At 47.6% G+C, this 15,324-nt stretch carries 12 protein-coding genes and 2 tRNA genes; 12 read left to right on the top strand and 2 right to left on the bottom strand.

What is annotated here, in order from left to right:
* Positions 1 to 1,134: 1,134 nt before the first annotated feature.
* Both VZT47_RS06695 and VZT47_RS06700 read left to right on the top strand, forming a co-directional pair.
* On the top strand, positions 1,135 to 1,521 hold the full coding sequence (locus VZT47_RS06695) for a (deoxy)nucleoside triphosphate pyrophosphohydrolase (RefSeq protein WP_330224197.1): 387 nt from the start codon (positions 1,135 to 1,137) through the stop codon (positions 1,519 to 1,521).
* Positions 1,522 to 1,750: 229 nt separating this feature from the next.
* On the top strand, positions 1,751 to 3,328 hold the full coding sequence (locus VZT47_RS06700) for an endonuclease NucS domain-containing protein (RefSeq protein WP_330224198.1): 1,578 nt from the start codon (positions 1,751 to 1,753) through the stop codon (positions 3,326 to 3,328).
* Between the two features lie 144 nt (positions 3,329 to 3,472).
* Here the strand turns inward: VZT47_RS06700 and VZT47_RS06705 are convergent.
* Positions 3,473 to 3,546: transfer RNA gene (locus tag VZT47_RS06705), tRNA-Gly, on the bottom strand.
* Between the two features lie 7 nt (positions 3,547 to 3,553).
* Positions 3,554 to 3,630, bottom strand: a tRNA-Pro gene (locus VZT47_RS06710).
* A 156-nt stretch (positions 3,631 to 3,786) separates the two neighbouring features.
* Here VZT47_RS06710 and VZT47_RS06715 point away from each other — a divergent pair.
* The 10 genes from VZT47_RS06715 (at position 3,787) to VZT47_RS06760 (ending at position 15,164) form a co-directional block, all read left to right on the top strand.
* Positions 3,787 to 5,121 carry a hypothetical protein gene (locus VZT47_RS06715; protein WP_330224199.1) on the top strand — a complete coding sequence of 445 codons (1,335 nt, stop codon included), beginning with the start codon at positions 3,787 to 3,789 and terminating at the stop codon, positions 5,119 to 5,121.
* Positions 5,122 to 5,210: 89 nt separating this feature from the next.
* Positions 5,211 to 5,915 carry a hypothetical protein gene (locus VZT47_RS06720; protein WP_330224200.1) on the top strand — a complete coding sequence of 235 codons (705 nt, stop codon included), beginning with the start codon at positions 5,211 to 5,213 and terminating at the stop codon, positions 5,913 to 5,915.
* Positions 5,916 to 6,042: 127 nt separating this feature from the next.
* On the top strand, positions 6,043 to 6,213 hold the full coding sequence (gene scfA, locus VZT47_RS06725) for a six-cysteine ranthipeptide SCIFF (protein ID WP_330224201.1): 171 nt from the start codon (positions 6,043 to 6,045) through the stop codon (positions 6,211 to 6,213).
* 83 nt (positions 6,214 to 6,296) lie between these two features.
* Entirely contained in the window at positions 6,297 to 7,733 is a 1,437-nt protein-coding gene (gene scfB / locus VZT47_RS06730; RefSeq protein ID WP_330224202.1) for a thioether cross-link-forming SCIFF peptide maturase, read from the top strand.
* A gap of 207 nt (positions 7,734 to 7,940) precedes the next feature.
* Entirely contained in the window at positions 7,941 to 8,390 is a 450-nt protein-coding gene (locus VZT47_RS06735) for a hypothetical protein (RefSeq protein ID WP_330224203.1), read from the top strand.
* Positions 8,391 to 8,405: 15 nt separating this feature from the next.
* A complete protein-coding gene (locus VZT47_RS06740) occupies positions 8,406 to 9,635 on the top strand; it encodes a hypothetical protein (protein ID WP_330224204.1) in 1,230 nt (409 codons plus the stop codon).
* The gene (locus VZT47_RS06745; RefSeq protein WP_330224205.1) at positions 9,628 to 11,268 is read left to right on the top strand and encodes a hypothetical protein; all 1,641 of its coding nucleotides are present in this window, start codon (positions 9,628 to 9,630) and stop codon (positions 11,266 to 11,268) included. The genes VZT47_RS06740 and VZT47_RS06745 overlap by 8 nt, the downstream gene beginning before the upstream one ends.
* 29 nt (positions 11,269 to 11,297) lie before the next feature.
* A complete protein-coding gene (locus VZT47_RS06750; protein WP_330224206.1) occupies positions 11,298 to 11,855 on the top strand; it encodes a hypothetical protein in 558 nt (185 codons plus the stop codon).
* 56 nt (positions 11,856 to 11,911) lie between these two features.
* On the top strand, positions 11,912 to 13,264 hold the full coding sequence (locus VZT47_RS06755; protein ID WP_330224207.1) for a secretin N-terminal domain-containing protein: 1,353 nt from the start codon (positions 11,912 to 11,914) through the stop codon (positions 13,262 to 13,264).
* A gap of 13 nt (positions 13,265 to 13,277) precedes the next feature.
* Complete coding sequence (locus VZT47_RS06760) at positions 13,278 to 15,164, top strand: ABC-F family ATP-binding cassette domain-containing protein (protein WP_330224208.1); 1,887 nt, start codon at positions 13,278 to 13,280, stop codon at positions 15,162 to 15,164.
* Positions 15,165 to 15,324: the final 160 nt, after the last annotated feature.

Here is a 15,324-nt window from a genome sequence, read left to right on the forward strand (position 1 = left end):
AAGGCGGATCCGGGACAAGACCCACGTGCTCTTGAAGCTTTCAAATCCTCGAGGAAACAAATCGAGTTTCACCCTTATTTTTACAAAACAAAATAAACTCCCAACAAACGAGAAAGAAAATCTTCGGACCCGCGCCCCCCGCAACGTACCTAGTCACGAGATGACATATCCAGACGTGTGAATTTCTGCGGCCGATTGACAGGTAAGATCGGAAATCCGGACAACGAGAACATTCATCTCAAAAGGGAGTTTATTTTTGTACCCAAAAAAGGACAAGCTGCCAGTGCAGCTTGTCCTTTTTTTGTTTCTACAGCCTTTTCATTTCATTTAAACTCAAAATCCGATGGAAAATTCAACAGGAATACCTTTGACCGGGCATGATCCGGTTGAATGGCAGCACAGGAGAATTGACGCGGGCCGGTTCCAATATTACCGGGAACGGATCACACGGTCATTCCGTGCATTTTATCCATGTCCATGGCCGGAATGCGTTTCCGGTCACGCGGTATAGTCTTCCCGGTACCGACCTTCCTGATTCCTTTCATTGACAGTTTTCAGAAATTCCGCAAAAGGCTCCGGATGGTCGGATGCTGTTTCATCGGAAACCTCAAAAGCAAGCCCTTTCATGGTGACTTTCGGGCCATTGGAAATAGACTATTTCAGAGCGGAGATATAGATGTCCGCCCTGCCGGCCGGTTCGTCATCTTCATCAGACCACATCGAAGGGATTGTCTTTTGGCGGGAAAGGGACAGCGATTATTCCAAAAGCAGGAAAAGTCATAAAAAAAGAGGGCCCACTTCTTTCCGGATTTTCCGGTTTCCCGGTTCTGAAAAAATGTTTTTGAAAGCCTCTTTCCTGTTTTTTATAAAAAAGGAAGGAATTTCATGAAAATTTCCAATTTTTTGAACATAAAGAATACTTGACATTTTAGAGGCCTGATAGGGGTCCCGCTTTTTACCTATCTTAAGTAAAGACGGTCAAATTCAGAAATAGTATGGCCGGATTGCTTGACGGAGCATCCGGACGGGGGAACCCATTCCTCTTTCGAAGATGAGGGGGAGCTGCCTTTCGTCTGACTTCCGGAAATTATGGTACAATTTCAGTATAGGAAAAACTTTCATCCGGAGGCACGTATGAAAACGATTCAGGTAGTGGCAGCAGTCATCTGCCATAAAGACCGCATCTTTGCCGCAAGGCGGGGCTATGGCGAATTCAAGGACGGCTGGGAATTCCCCGGCGGGAAAGTGGAGATCGGGGAGACGGGAGAAGAAGCCCTGAAAAGGGAAATTAAAGAAGAACTGAACGGAGAAATAGAAGTAGGAGACCTCCTCACCACCGTGGAGTGCGATTACCCGAAATTTCACCTCTCTATGGCCTGCTGGCTCTGCACCTTGAAATCAGGCCATCTCATCCTCAAAGAACACGAAGATGCCAGGTGGCTGTCAATGGATGAGCTGGATACAGTTGCCTGGCTTCCGGCGGATTTGAGAGTGGTGGAAGCAATTAAAAAAATTAAGTAAAGTCAGCAGCCTCAATCGTACTGTTGATTCGCTGAAAATACAAAGGCTTATGTTACAATTTAAATTATAATGATGAATATTAATTTATAGCTTAATCCGGATTATGCATCCAGATGAGGCATCAGGGGAGGAAAGCTTTAAATATTCTATTCTTTCAATATGATTCGGGTCCTTGGTACAAAAAGTATGAACTTTATACTCCAGTTTATACAGCAGGAGGAAATATAGAATGGCGGAAGAAAAGAATTATCTCGATGAGTTTCAGAAGATTATGGATGGATGTAAAAGTTGGGATGAACTTCGCGACAAAATACTGGGTTTCCCAAAAGGTGATGAACGTTATGAGCTTTTAGGTATTTACTATGATAATTATGTCTCTCAGTTTATTTCAAACGGCTCATTTACATATGATCCTGAAAGCTTTGGTAAAGATAACCGGGAAATCGTTTACCCTAAAATAATAAAAGATTATCTTGATCTCATTCCACAACTTAGGGAAACGGAATACCAGCATCGGGCCATAGCTGCATTCCTTTCTGGTGATAAACAGGCCTGCTGGGGCTATCTTCGGAAGAATGTGAAGTCCATTAAATCGGAAAAAGATAAATATCTTAAAGCTTTTACTGAGAGGGACTTTATGGATTTCTTTAATGGCCCATTCGTTAATAGACTTCCCGGATTATATAAGTTCCTCGCAAAAGAAATGAAAGGATTCTGGTGTAATGAGGCGGTGGAAGCGATGCCTTCACTGATGGATCGCTACTATCAGCTGGAAAATCCGGACGATCGGATTCGTCTCCTGGAAGATTACCTCTTAAAATATCCGGAGACGAATGTACCCAGATTCTTCCTCTCCAATGAATATTTTAATGGGAAGCTTTGGGATAATGCCATTGCTGCTTATGAAAACATTGACATGGAACAGATTTCCTGGGGGGCAAGCGCATATATCGAATTTAATATGGCGGAGGCATACTACAAGCTTCGGGATTATAAGAATAATGAAAAGCATTACCGCCTTTGCCTTTCTTATGATACATCCTATCCATCTGCACGGAATAATCTTGGATATGCGCTGATCCGACAGAAGAAATATGAGGAAGCTTATCAGATTTTCAAAGACCTGGTGGATCATAAGGAGGATTTACCCTATTCTGCCAATAACTTCATCCGCTGCCTGATTGCTCTTGGAAGGAATAAGGATGCTCATGATTTTGTAAATTCCGGGGAATTTAAGATTCCCAAGTTCTATAGAGATAAAGTACAGAATCTGGACCATACGAACAAGAGGCTTTCAAAGAAAGCTAAAGAGCCGCCGGCCAATCCTGCCGCAGGATTGGATGACATGGAGGATGATGATTCGTCGGCCATTATGGAAACAGGCAGAAATAAGGCACCAAAGGGAACTTCAGCACAATTCACGAGAGAAGACAATCTGGAAAACGAGCTTGAAGCCCAGATTAAAAGGAATATTCCGGTTTTCGGCAGGAAATTGAAAATGTATCGGAGAAAAGGGATATATGGCAGGCAGTATCCAATTACTTCAGGTTATATTGACCTTCTTTGTGAGGATGATGAAGGAAATGTGTATGTCATAGAATTAAAGAAAGATTCCGGCTATGATGATCCCTATGAACAGACAGCAGCTTATCTTGAATGGTTTGAAAAGAATGATTTTGCCCATGGAAAGAAAATTTATGGAATTATCTGCCTGAATAATCCGACAAAGAAATTGATTGAGAAAGTCCGCAAGGATAAACGGATGAAGCTCTTTGAATATCAGATCAGCTACACGGAAATAAAATAAGGAATAAAAAATCTCACCCCGATGAACGATGGGGTGAGATTTTTTATTTTGACAGAAGGTGAAGAAATTTCCTTAAACAATCTAAAAAATCAAAAAAGAGCATTTCTGACAGGGATTTCAGAAATGCTCTTTTGTATAAAAAAATGGAGCGGGTGAAGGGAATCGAACCCTCGTAACCAGCTTGGAAGGCTGGCGCTCTACCATTGAGCTACACCCGCAAAGGAATGGTCGGAGCAGCAGGATTTGAACCTGCGACCCCTTGGTCCCGAACCAAGTGCGCTACCAAACTGCGCTATGCCCCGACAACGTAGATAAGTATATCATCACATCCCGAATCTGTCAAATGATTTTTCAAAAGTTTTTACGAGTTTTTTCTGCTTTTTTACGGGGATATTTGGGAAGTCCTATGTGCACCCCGGGGAGGCTTGTGTTAAGATAAATACATCCGGGAGGTTATTATGGCATACAGGGAATCGGATTTACTTCAAACGCTGGAAAAGGATATGGTCCGTCCGGACCTGCTTTTTACTAAAGAATATATCACAAATGACGGTGTGACGACGGATACGGAAAGGTTTTATGAATCCGTGGTGACGTCGTATCTTCTCTCCCATATTCCTGACCTTCAGAAGGGCATGGGGAGTGCGGCTTATCTCACGAAGGTGGAGCGGGCGTCGGAGGGAAGAAACCGTCAGGTCACCTCGGTCCTTACGGAGCAGCAGACTTTCGCCAGAGGTCTTTTGCTGGATATGGCAGTCACCGTAAAGGAGGGGGCTGGCGTATTTGGCCGTTTTGATTTTTCGGCCATTGACCGGTCGGGGAAGAAATTGACTTTATTTGCCGCTGAACCGGCAGGGACAAAGGAAAAACCGCTGGCCCGCCTTCTCCGTCTCTGGGCATGGAAGGAAGCGGTGAGCCGGCGCACGCTCACCAAAGAGCTGGGCCTTGAGGGACCCCTGGCACTTCAGGCAGTGCTTCTCTTTACGGGGGCTTCCAATGATCGTTACGGTATTTCCGCGCGGAAGCCGGTTGACCTGGAAATCAAACGGCTTTCGGCCATGCTGGGCATTTCTGAGCTGTATTTATTTCATGGAACTCATCTGGTACCGGTGAATCCGGGTCTCCCCATTCCGGGGCAGTATGAGAAGGATGAGCTTTTATCTCTCATAGAAAGAGACAGAATTTCTCCGGAGACTCTGTATCAGAAAAGTTATATGAGCCGGGAAGGAATTACGTCGGACACCGGGGAGCCTTATGTGAAGGCGCTTTCAGACTGGATTTCTGCCAATTTCGATTTGTGGCTCCGTCTCCAGGGCAGTTATCGGCTGGTGGAGGGGGCCTGGGCCGAAAGAAGCGGTGGAAACAGGATATTCCCCGTGGTTCGGAAGCAGCGGGTATTTCCACCCTTTGGAAAGGTGCTGGGGGACGATATAGAAGTCCTTACGGGAGAAGGCAGGCAGCTGGGAAGGCCTTCCGTGCTGCTCTATGATTCTTTTGAAAATCCGGCAGGAAATACGTCGATCCTTCGCATCGTGGAGACGCCGGAGACCAGTGACAGTCTGCTCACGGCCCTGCTCCGTCTCTTTACAAGGATGTCCCTCATCGATAAAAATAAACTGTTTAAAGATTTGAAGCTTTCTTCCAACACGCAGCTGGAGGGGCGGCTCCTTCTCGAAAAAGACAGCCGGGCTGCGGACCTGTTTCTTCGGGACCTTCCCTATCTTTCGGTGCTCATGAAGGCTATGGGAATCGGCCTTGCCATCATTGAGCGGGATTATGAAGCGCTGTGGTAATATTTCTTCTTTTCCTCCGCTTAAAAATATTTTATAATAAGGGAAATTCATTATAGTACAGGAAATATGTTTTCCGGCAAGGAGATTTCATGGGATTTTTTGACAAGAAACATGAAAAGGACAGCCCCATGGGGAACCTTCGGGCTCACATCGGCACATTCTTTTATTTCGTAAAGGTGGGCAAATCGAAGTTCAAGCACAAGGGACGGGTGGGCGAAATTTTCGCCGATATGGATAATACCCAGTTCCTTTTCCAGCAGGCCACAAGTGGCACCATGTATGACATGAAGAAGAAGCTGGACTATGCACTCTGGGATGCGGCGACTCATAAGTATACGGAAGATCTCCAGAACCTGAAAGCCGAGCTGCTGAAAGCTGTAGATGAAGGCGAAGAATCGGGCCATTTCGAAGAGGAAAAGAAGAAAGAGGAAGAAGAAGCCAGAAAGAAGGAAGAGGAAGAAAGGGCAAAGGAAGAGGAAGAACCGGCAGACTGGAGGTCCCATATCAAGGGCCAGATGAAGGAAGCCGAGGAAAAGGCAAAGCAGGAAGAAGAAGAACGGGCCAAAGAGGCCGAGACTCCTGTGGCCAAATCGGAAGATGAGACGCTGACCGAAGAGGATTGCCGGGAGCTGTGGCGCATTATCCAGGGCCTGGAACGGGAATATAAGGAAATGAACCATATCGCCGATGACTGGTTTGCGGTGCATGGCAAGAAAAACGGGTGCCTCGGGGCTCTCGTGGCATTGACGGTCATCCCCATCGGCGCGATTTACGGGCTTTATCAGATTCTGTAATCCCCGGGCCCTCTGCCTGAAGGGGAACCATAAAATTTGGGGATGAACCATATTTTACTTGTATTTCCCCTCTTTTCTATGGTATGATTATTTCAGCATAAATCATGTTTTTCAGGGAGGTGACATTATGTCCAAACACATCGTTACTATCAATCAGTCTTCTCTGCAGGACTCCATCAAGTTCGAAGGCTGCAGTGAATGTCAGACTTCCTGCCAGTCTGCCTGCAAGACGAGCTGCACCATTGGCAACCTGATCTGCACCACCCAGGAAGAAGCCAAGGAAGCAAGGAGAGCCTGATCGCACGGCCAGACCCCCGGCCCAGTGGCCGGGGGTTTTTATATGCTTTATGATTTGAGCAAAGCTCATTAAAGGAGTATTTCATGGATTATCATGTAAAGCCCATGATTCATCGTTTCCGTCAGAACGGCATGAATATCGTGATGGACGTTAATAGCGGTATCGTTCATGTGGTGGATGACGTGACATATAAGGTCCTGGAATTTTACAATGGCAAAAACCGGGACATGGTCCTTGCCAATCTTTCCAAAGACTATGAGGAAAAAGAGCTGAATGAGGTCATGGATGATCTCGATGAACTCATTAAAAAGGAAACCCTTTTTGCCCCCATGGACCCCAATTACAAGATGGCCATCGAGGACCGGCCCATCATTAAGGCGCTCTGCCTGAATATCGCCCATGACTGCAATCTTCGCTGCAAATACTGTTTTGCAGGTCAGGGCGGTTATGGCCAGTGGCGTATGCTTATGCCTTTCGATGTAGCCAGAAGGGGCGTGGATTTCCTCATCGCCCACAGCGGGCCGAGAGAACACTGCGAACTCGATTTCTTCGGCGGCGAACCGCTCATGAACTGGCATGTGGTGCAGCAGACCATTGATTATGTCCATACCCAGGAAAAGAAACATCACAAGAAAATCAAAATGTCCCTCACCACCAACGGCATGCTGCTGGATAAGGACAAGGTCAAATACCTGACGGACAATCACATCAGTCTCATCCTTTCTCTCGACGGCAGAAAGGAAATGCATGACCGCATGCGTCCCGGTGTCAATGGAGAGGGCACCTATGATCAGATTGTGAAGAACCTGCAGTACTGCGTGGCCCACAGAAATGGGGAAGAATACTATGTCCGCGGGACCTTCACGAAATATAATCTGGACTTTACCACCGACGTGGAAGATATGCTGAATCATGGATTCCCTGCCCTTTCCATGGAACCGGTAGTAGGGGAAGACACAGAAGAATATTCCATCAAAGAAGAAGATCTCCCGCGGGTGAAGGAAGAATACGACCGCCTGGCCAACCTCTTTATCAGGAGAGAAGAAGAGGGGAGACCTTTCTTCTTCTTCCATTTCAATATGGATCTCTGGAAGGGACCGTGTCTACCGAAGCGTCTCCGGGGCTGCGGGGCAGGTCATGAATATCTGGCCGTGGTCCCGAACGGGGATATTTATCCCTGCCACCAGTTTGTAGGCCGGGACGGCTATGTGCTGGGAAATGTGTATGAAGGCCTGAAAAATATGAAGATGATGCATGATTTCCGCACCAATCATGTCTTCACCAAGCCGGAATGCGTGGACTGCTGGGCGAAATTCTTCTGCTCCGGCGGCTGCCATGCGAATAATGAAGCCTTTGCCGGTAATATCCACAAGCCTTACTCCATCACCTGCGAAATCCAGAGAAAGCGCGTGGAATGCGCCATGATGATCCAGGCTTACAACCAGCTCAGGAAACCCAAAGTCATGGCCCAGCCTGGCACTTACGAAGCGAGAAAAGCGGCAGCTGAAGCGGAAAAATAATTTTTGAAATCAGTTCATAAATCCTGTAGTAAAAGGGGTTTCTGTTTGCACAGAGACCTCTTTTAATTTATAATATTCTTAGGTGTATGCAAAATTAATATAGGGCCATTGTCGGCTGAAATAGAAGGCTGATTTCATTTCTGTTTTTTCCGGCAGCAGCGATATTCAGATTCAAGAGAAGGATTTTCGCAAAAGGAGGATTCTTTGATGAAATTGAAAAGAATGGCAGTCTGCGCCATAGCGGCCTGCCTCATCGGATCCGGCGGACTTCTTCAGGCAAATGCTTTCAATCTGGGAAGCATCCTGGGCGGAGTAGTCAAAGTGGGCGGTATCGGATTCCTGGTAGATAAATATGGGGAATCCATTAATAAAGCCATCAATTCCGTCATGATGAAGGAAGGGGCCGGTACAAATTATGCGACCAAAGTGGTTCCGATCGTGAGTATAGGAAATAATGGCTATATCGGGGCTGCCCAGGTCATTGGCGATGCGGACCAGGTAGAAAAAGTTCAAGCTGTGGGCCAGCTGGAAGTGAGCTGGAACGACAAACTTTTCCGGATTAAAGGACTCATACCGATTGACAGCAAGAATCCGACGACTTCATTCTCGAGGGTGCAGGGCGTCGGCGTATCTGCGGTGATTGATGTAAAAGTATAACTGGGGGATGATTATATGATGAGAAAAGCTTTACTGGCAGCAGGAATTTCCCTGTTACTGACCATGCCGGCCTTTGCAGCAGAACCGGTTACTCTTTCCGATAGAATCGACCGGGTGGACGAAGTGATTTACGGCGCTGCCCAGAATGGATCTCTTCTGAACCGTGTGGACCGGGCGGACAATGTGATTTATGGCAACGGAAATACGTCTGCCAACGGCCTGGATGACCGGATTTCCAATCTTTATACCGATGTGGTGAAGAATGATAATGATGCCACTCCTTCCATTTCCACCAGAATCAATGCCATGGAATATTATCTGACCGATGAAATCCAAACCGATGGTGTGACTGCAAGAGTGGGAGACCTGGAAACAAAAGTATATGGCAGCTCCAAAACCGGCGCCCTGGACCAGCGCGTATCGAATCTGGAAAAATCGGTGTATGGCGATCAGCATTATGAAATGAAAAGCGTGGAACTGCCGGCTGATACGGTTTTCAAAATTTCCCTTAATGATGATGTAAGCAGCAAGACGAATGAAGTGGGAGATCCGGTCACCTTTACAGTTCAGGAAGATGTGATGGTCGGAGATGTTTTAGTCCTTCCGAGAGGTTCCCAGGGAAGCGGCGTGGTGACGAAAGTGACCCGGCCGAAGAGCTTTGGCCGCTCCGGTGCCCTGGATATTTCCTTTGACCAGGTATTCTCTGTAGATGATGATGCTATCCCTACAGTCCTGGGACCGGAAGCCAAAGAAAAGTTGAAAATGGAAGCAGCTGCCGTAGGTGCATCTACCATTGGTGCCCTGGCTCTGGGACCGATTGGCCTCGTGGGCGGATTCTTTGTCAAAGGTAAAGATGTAAGCCTTCCCGCAGGAACCAATCTTTATATTGAAACTCAGGAAGCGGTGACTACAAAAGGTCTCGTTCTTACAAATGGCGCCCCGAATGCAGTGATCCGCAAACGTATTTCCAGAAGTGCCGTGGCAGAAGATACGGCAAAAACTGTTGAAAACAGCGCTGAAAAATCCGAAGTCACTGTGACGGAAGGCACAAAGGAAGCTGAATCCGTGAAGGAAACTGCTGAGAAAGCAGTGAATGAAACCACTGAAAAAGCAGGAAATCTGAATGAAAAGGCAAAAGCGGAACTGGAAGCAGTCCGTGAAAAGGATTCCGTAAGCAAAGGCGCTGCAGAAGGAGAATCTTCCGCAAATGAAGAACCTTCCGTAGTGATCGTGAGAAATGACTGAACAATCAACGAAACTGCTGATCTCCCTGGCTCTGGCAGGACTTCTTGTATTTCCGGCCCGGGCAGAGGGACCCGACTTTTCTGACATGCCCGAGGAAAGCGGGACAACGACAAATATACTGCGGGGAAGCGGTGCCTCATCTCTCGTCCGGGATCTGACCCAGGCGGACAAGGGGGTCATGGTCCGTTCTTCAGATACGGTTTCGGATGGAGAATCGGAAGCTGTTCCTCAGAAGAAGAAAGACAGGAAGAAATCCAAAGTCAAAGGGGAAGAGGTAGAGGATACGGGGATTTCCAAAGAAAATCCCATGTATATTACCGCAGACCGGATGCGTGCCAATGATACGACCGGGGATATCGATGCCATGGGACAGGTCGTCATCAAACACATGATGGATACCTATCAGACGGAATATCTCTATGGAAATAAACTGGCTCAGAAATACGTCATTCCCGGCGAACTTCACTGGACCAGTCCCACTACCCGTCTCAAAGCGGACCGGGCCGATTATGATGCGGCCAAAGGTATCGGCCATTTTGAAAATCTGAATGGCTGGGATTCAGGACTCTATTATTTCCAGGGAAGTGACGGCGTATACGACCGGAATGCCAATAAACTGGTGGTGCAGAATGGGTATTTTACTACCCGTCATGCCGTGGCCAAAGTGCCGGATTACCGGATCGAAGCCGATTCCATTGATATTTACCCCGGTGACCATTACACGGCCCATAATGTGAAACTGAAGGCGAAAAATACCACTCTTATTACCCTGTCCAGCTACAGTGCATCCCTTGTTCATGATGAAGGAGCCATCAATCTCTGGACACTGATTCCGCGTCCTGTTTTCGACAGTGATAACGGATTTGGCCTTCATAATGAACTGCATATCCCGCTCGGAGGAGATCCGGATCTGGAATTTTATGTGAAAAACCGCTGGTATACGAAGGCAGGCTACAAGACGGATGTAGGCTTCAAATACCGTACACCTCTCGGTACAGCCAAATTTTTCTATGCGGAACAGGAAAGTACCACCAATGATGATGGCGGCATCTGGGTAAAGAAAAGACCTTCCTTCACCTTTGATACCAGGCATTTCTATCTTTTCGGCTCCCGTTTCTATGTGGGGGCAACCGGCGAAATCGGCTACTGGGATGAAGACCAGAAATGGAGAAATGCAAAGGGTACCTATAAAGGGTATGATCTTTATATTTCCGGAAATCCCTGGAAACTGGGTAAATTCATGAACTTCGGCTGGAAAGCGGGCTATGCGAAGGATTATTACGGATATACCGACAATATCCGCCGCAATGGCTATTATTCGCTCGGTCTTTCCGGCGGTTATGGGCCCATTTCTGCCTGGGTCGGATACACGGACCGCGATATCAAGGGATATACGCCTTACCGGTACGATTCCTACAGCAGTGAAAAACCGGCCAATCTCGGCTTCCGCTGGCAGGCAACCCATAATGATGCATTCAGTCTGTCCTGGACCATCGATACGGTGGACGGCCGTCTGGATCATCGTTACTGGACTTACTACAGGGACATGCATTCCTTCTATGCGTGGATCCGGTACGACGATATTGAAAAAGAAACGAAATTTATGTTAATGCCAAAAGATTTCAAGTTCTAACCATCAGGAATCCTGATGAAGGTGATCCTATGGACATCAGGGGAAAATGGATGATTCCTGCTGCCTGTGTGGCAGCAGCGATGTTCATCATATGGGGATTTACAGGAGAGGGCACTGCGAAAAAACTTCTGCCCGAAAAGGAACCTTCCCATGCGGCAGCGGTTTCCACAGACAGCACGCCGGCTGTTGGAGAAGACAGCGGAGCCGTGATGAAATATGATGCGGCCCGCTACCGCCGGGGGAAACCTCTGCAGGATCCTTTTCATGCCAAAGCCATAGCAGAGGCGAAAAAAGAGGATAAAAAGAAAGAAGTTTCTTCATCCGCCTTACAGCCGGTGGCAAAGAAGGAAGTTTCTTCCGGAAAAAGCAGGGAAACTGCCCGGCCGGAAATGAAGCATTCCGATATCCCCGAGCTGAAGGGCATTATGGCTTACCGGGATGACCGCAGGGCCATTATAGAACTTAATGGAGAAACCTTCGTCCTGAAAGAAGGAGAAAGGGCAGGCGTATGGACAGTTTCCGGTATATACGAGAAAAAAGTCATACTCTACGGCGCCCGGGGCACACTGGAGCTTGGCACCCGCTGAAAAAAGCGGGTACTCTGCTTTTCTGTGCCGCTTTTCTTTTATGGACCCCGTTTTCCGTGAGTGCAGAAACGGTTGGAAAACAGACTCTTGATATCGATTCGCCGGTCCATGAAACGGTGGAGGAAGAAATTTCCCGTTTGAATGCTGTTCCTTCTCCGCAAGAGGTGGAAATTGAAGTAGTCAGGACCGAGGGTAAAGGCGATTTTTCCCTTCATGTGGCTCGTGCGCCGGCAGAGGATATTCTCTGGAGCCTTGCGGAAATGACGGGAAGAAATATTATTTTTTCCGGCAGCCTTTCTGAAACGGTAACAGCCAGCCTTGACCATGTGACTCCGGAAGAAGCGCTCCGCTCCATTCTGGCATCCTGCGGACTGACGGCGAGAACCGAAGGAAATACGATGATCGTATTCAACCAGAAACTGACAAAAAATGCAGGCATGTCCACCAGGGCCTATCGCCTTTCCTATGCAGAGGCAAAAGAAGTGGCCGAAGGGCTCCGGCATGTGGCGGAAAAAGGAAAGGTTACTTACAGTCCTTCATCCAATACGGTGATCGTCAGCGGCACGCCTCAGGAACTCATGCAGGCGGAAAGTATTATTTCCACTCTGGATATCCCTGAAAAGCAGGTCAAAGTAGAAGCAGAAGTGATAGCTGTCAATAAAACTTATGCCAAGGATCTGGGCATCGACTGGGATTTCAGAAGTCTTACGGGAAGCGCGAGATATGAAAGGGACAGCTGGAGTGAGCAGCATTACGTGACCGACGATTCGGGAAATGTCCTGTACGATGATGATGGAAATCCGCGGGTGAGAAATATAGAAAAAGATGGCTGGGATGTAACGATTCCCGACGGTTATGCCGGAATTTCCTATGGCCGCTCCGTGGCCGGCCATCCGTATACCTTTTTCTTCCAGGCCAAACTCAATGCCCTTGTGACAAAGGGGAAAGCCAAAGTCCTGGCAAGGCCGAATGTGGTCACCATGAATGGAAGAAAAGCGGAAATATTAATCGGCAGCCGGATTCCGGTCATCGTGGAACATCTGGAAAATGGTGTGAAAACTACTGCGACAGAATATAAGGATGCAGGCATCAAATTGACCTATACGCCCATTATCAGTCGTAAAAATGAAATTACTGCCGATGTGCAGGCAGAAGTGGCTACCCCGTATCTGGTACCGGAAATGAAGGCGTATCGCATTATTACCCGTTCTGCGAATACCATGGTGCGTCTGAAATCAGGGGATATGCTTACCATTGGCGGCCTTATTGATAAAGAGGAAACAAAGACCCTCCGCAAAGTGCCCATCCTGGGAGATATCCCGATTCTGGGAAAACTTTTCCAGAGTCACGGCACCAGTATCGATGAATCGGAAATCGTCATCATTATCAAAGCAGATATCGTGAAATAAACAGGAAAGTGAAATGTCTATTTTAAAAATTAACGGATTATCAAAATCCTTTGGAATAAAAACTGTATTTGAAAATGTATCTTTCGAAGTGAGAAGCGGCGAAAGAATCGGCCTGGTGGGAGCCAACGGCGCCGGCAAGACCACTCTTTTAAAGTGCATCATGGGTACCGAAGAATATGATAAGGGTTCCGTCAAAGCCAGTGACGGGGCTGTGATCGGCTACCTGCGTCAGGATTTCAATTATACCAGCCGTACAATCCGGGAAGAAATGGAATATGCCTGGAAAGATGTACTTTACTACAAGGATAAAATCGAAGATCTTACAAGGCGGCTTGAGAAAAATAAAAACGATGAAGACCTTGTCCTTGCCTACGGCAGGGCAGAGGAAAGGTTTGAATTCCTGGGCGGTTACGATTATGAATCCACCACCAGAAAAATCCTGACGGGCCTTGGCTTTTCCGATGAAGACTGGGACCGGGATATCCATTCCTTCTCCGGCGGTCAGAAGGTGCGAATCAATCTGGCGGCCGCTTTCGTCCGCCATCCCGATTTCCTGCTTCTCGATGAACCGACGAACCATCTGGATATGAATATGCTGGAATGGCTGGAAGATTATCTCCGCTCCTACAAGGGCGGTATCCTTATGATTTCCCATGACCGCTATTTCCTTGACGGAGCGGCCACAGGAATTATCGATCTGGAAAATCACCATATCCGCTCGTTCCGAGGCGGTTACACCAGGTATCTGGAAACAAAAACGAACCAGGACCGGGCCTATGAAAAAGCGTACAATCTGCAGCAGGAGCATATCAAAGAAACAGAAGAATATATCCGCCGCTATAAGGCGGGTATCAAGGCCAAACAGGCCAGGGGCCGCCAGTCCCAGCTGAACCGTCTTGAGCGTCTGGAAAAACCGGTCCATCAGGCAACCCTTCGTTTCCACTTTGATCCGCCTCAGGAATGCGCGGAAAAAGTGCTGGACGTGCTCCGCGTAAAAGGATCCTACGGCACCAATACGCTTTTTGAAAATCTTTCCATGCATATCAAAAAAGGGGAAACTGTTGGCCTCATCGGCCCCAACGGCACCGGGAAGACTACCCTTTTAAAACTCATTATCGGAGATAAAAAGCCGGATACCGGTTTCATCCAGCTGGGCAGCAATGTGAAAATGGGCTACTATTCCCAGGAACAGGAAAAACTCCATCCGGCTCTCACAGTGCTCGATGAAGTGCGGGATACCTTCAACTTTGGTGAAAAAGAAGCCAGAAATATCCTGGGCATGTTCCTTTTCCGGGGCGATGATGTATTCAAGAATGTGGGCATGCTCTCCGGCGGCGAAAAAGCAAGGCTTTCCCTTCTCTGCCTTTTCCTGGAGAAACCAAATTTCCTGATCCTGGACGAACCGACGAACCATCTGGATATCCCGACCAGGGAAATCATGGAAGATGCCATAGAGGCCTTTGGAGGCACCTGCCTGGTCGTTTCTCATGACCGTTATTTCCTTGATAAAGTGGCTGCCAGAATCCTTGAAATGGACAATGGAAAACTCACGGAATACCTGGGCAACTACAGCTATTACAAAGAAAAGAAACAGGACCTGGAAGCCTTCGAAAAAGACAGGAATGGGGAAGAGCCGGAAGAAACAGAACCGGAAACAGAAGAAATAGTGGAAGAAAAGAAGCCTTCCTCCCGGAATGAACCTTCGCAGGCGGATATTTCCAGACTGTCCAAAGTGGAAATGGAAATAGGGCGCCTCGAGGCTACCATCAAGATGTACACCGTCCAGATGAGCATGACTCCGGAAAGCTATACGGAATTGGCCGCAGAGTATGAAGAAGCAAAGAAAAAGCTGGATAAGCTCTATGAAGAATGGGACGAACTGGCAGCAAAGACGGAGTGAGCCGTCAGCCGCTAGCCGCTAGATAATATGAAGTGACCTCCGGTTTGCACATTCGTGGATTCACCCTGTACAATGAAGTCGACGAAAACCCATCCCGAACAGGGAATTACCTACACGCAAACGGAGGTCACTATGTATAGAATACTTAATTTTGGTGCAG

Origin of the sequence: Dialister sp., from assembly GCF_036343215.1 — a bacterium.
In the GTDB taxonomy this organism is placed as follows: domain Bacteria; phylum Bacillota; class Negativicutes; order Veillonellales; family Dialisteraceae; genus Dialister.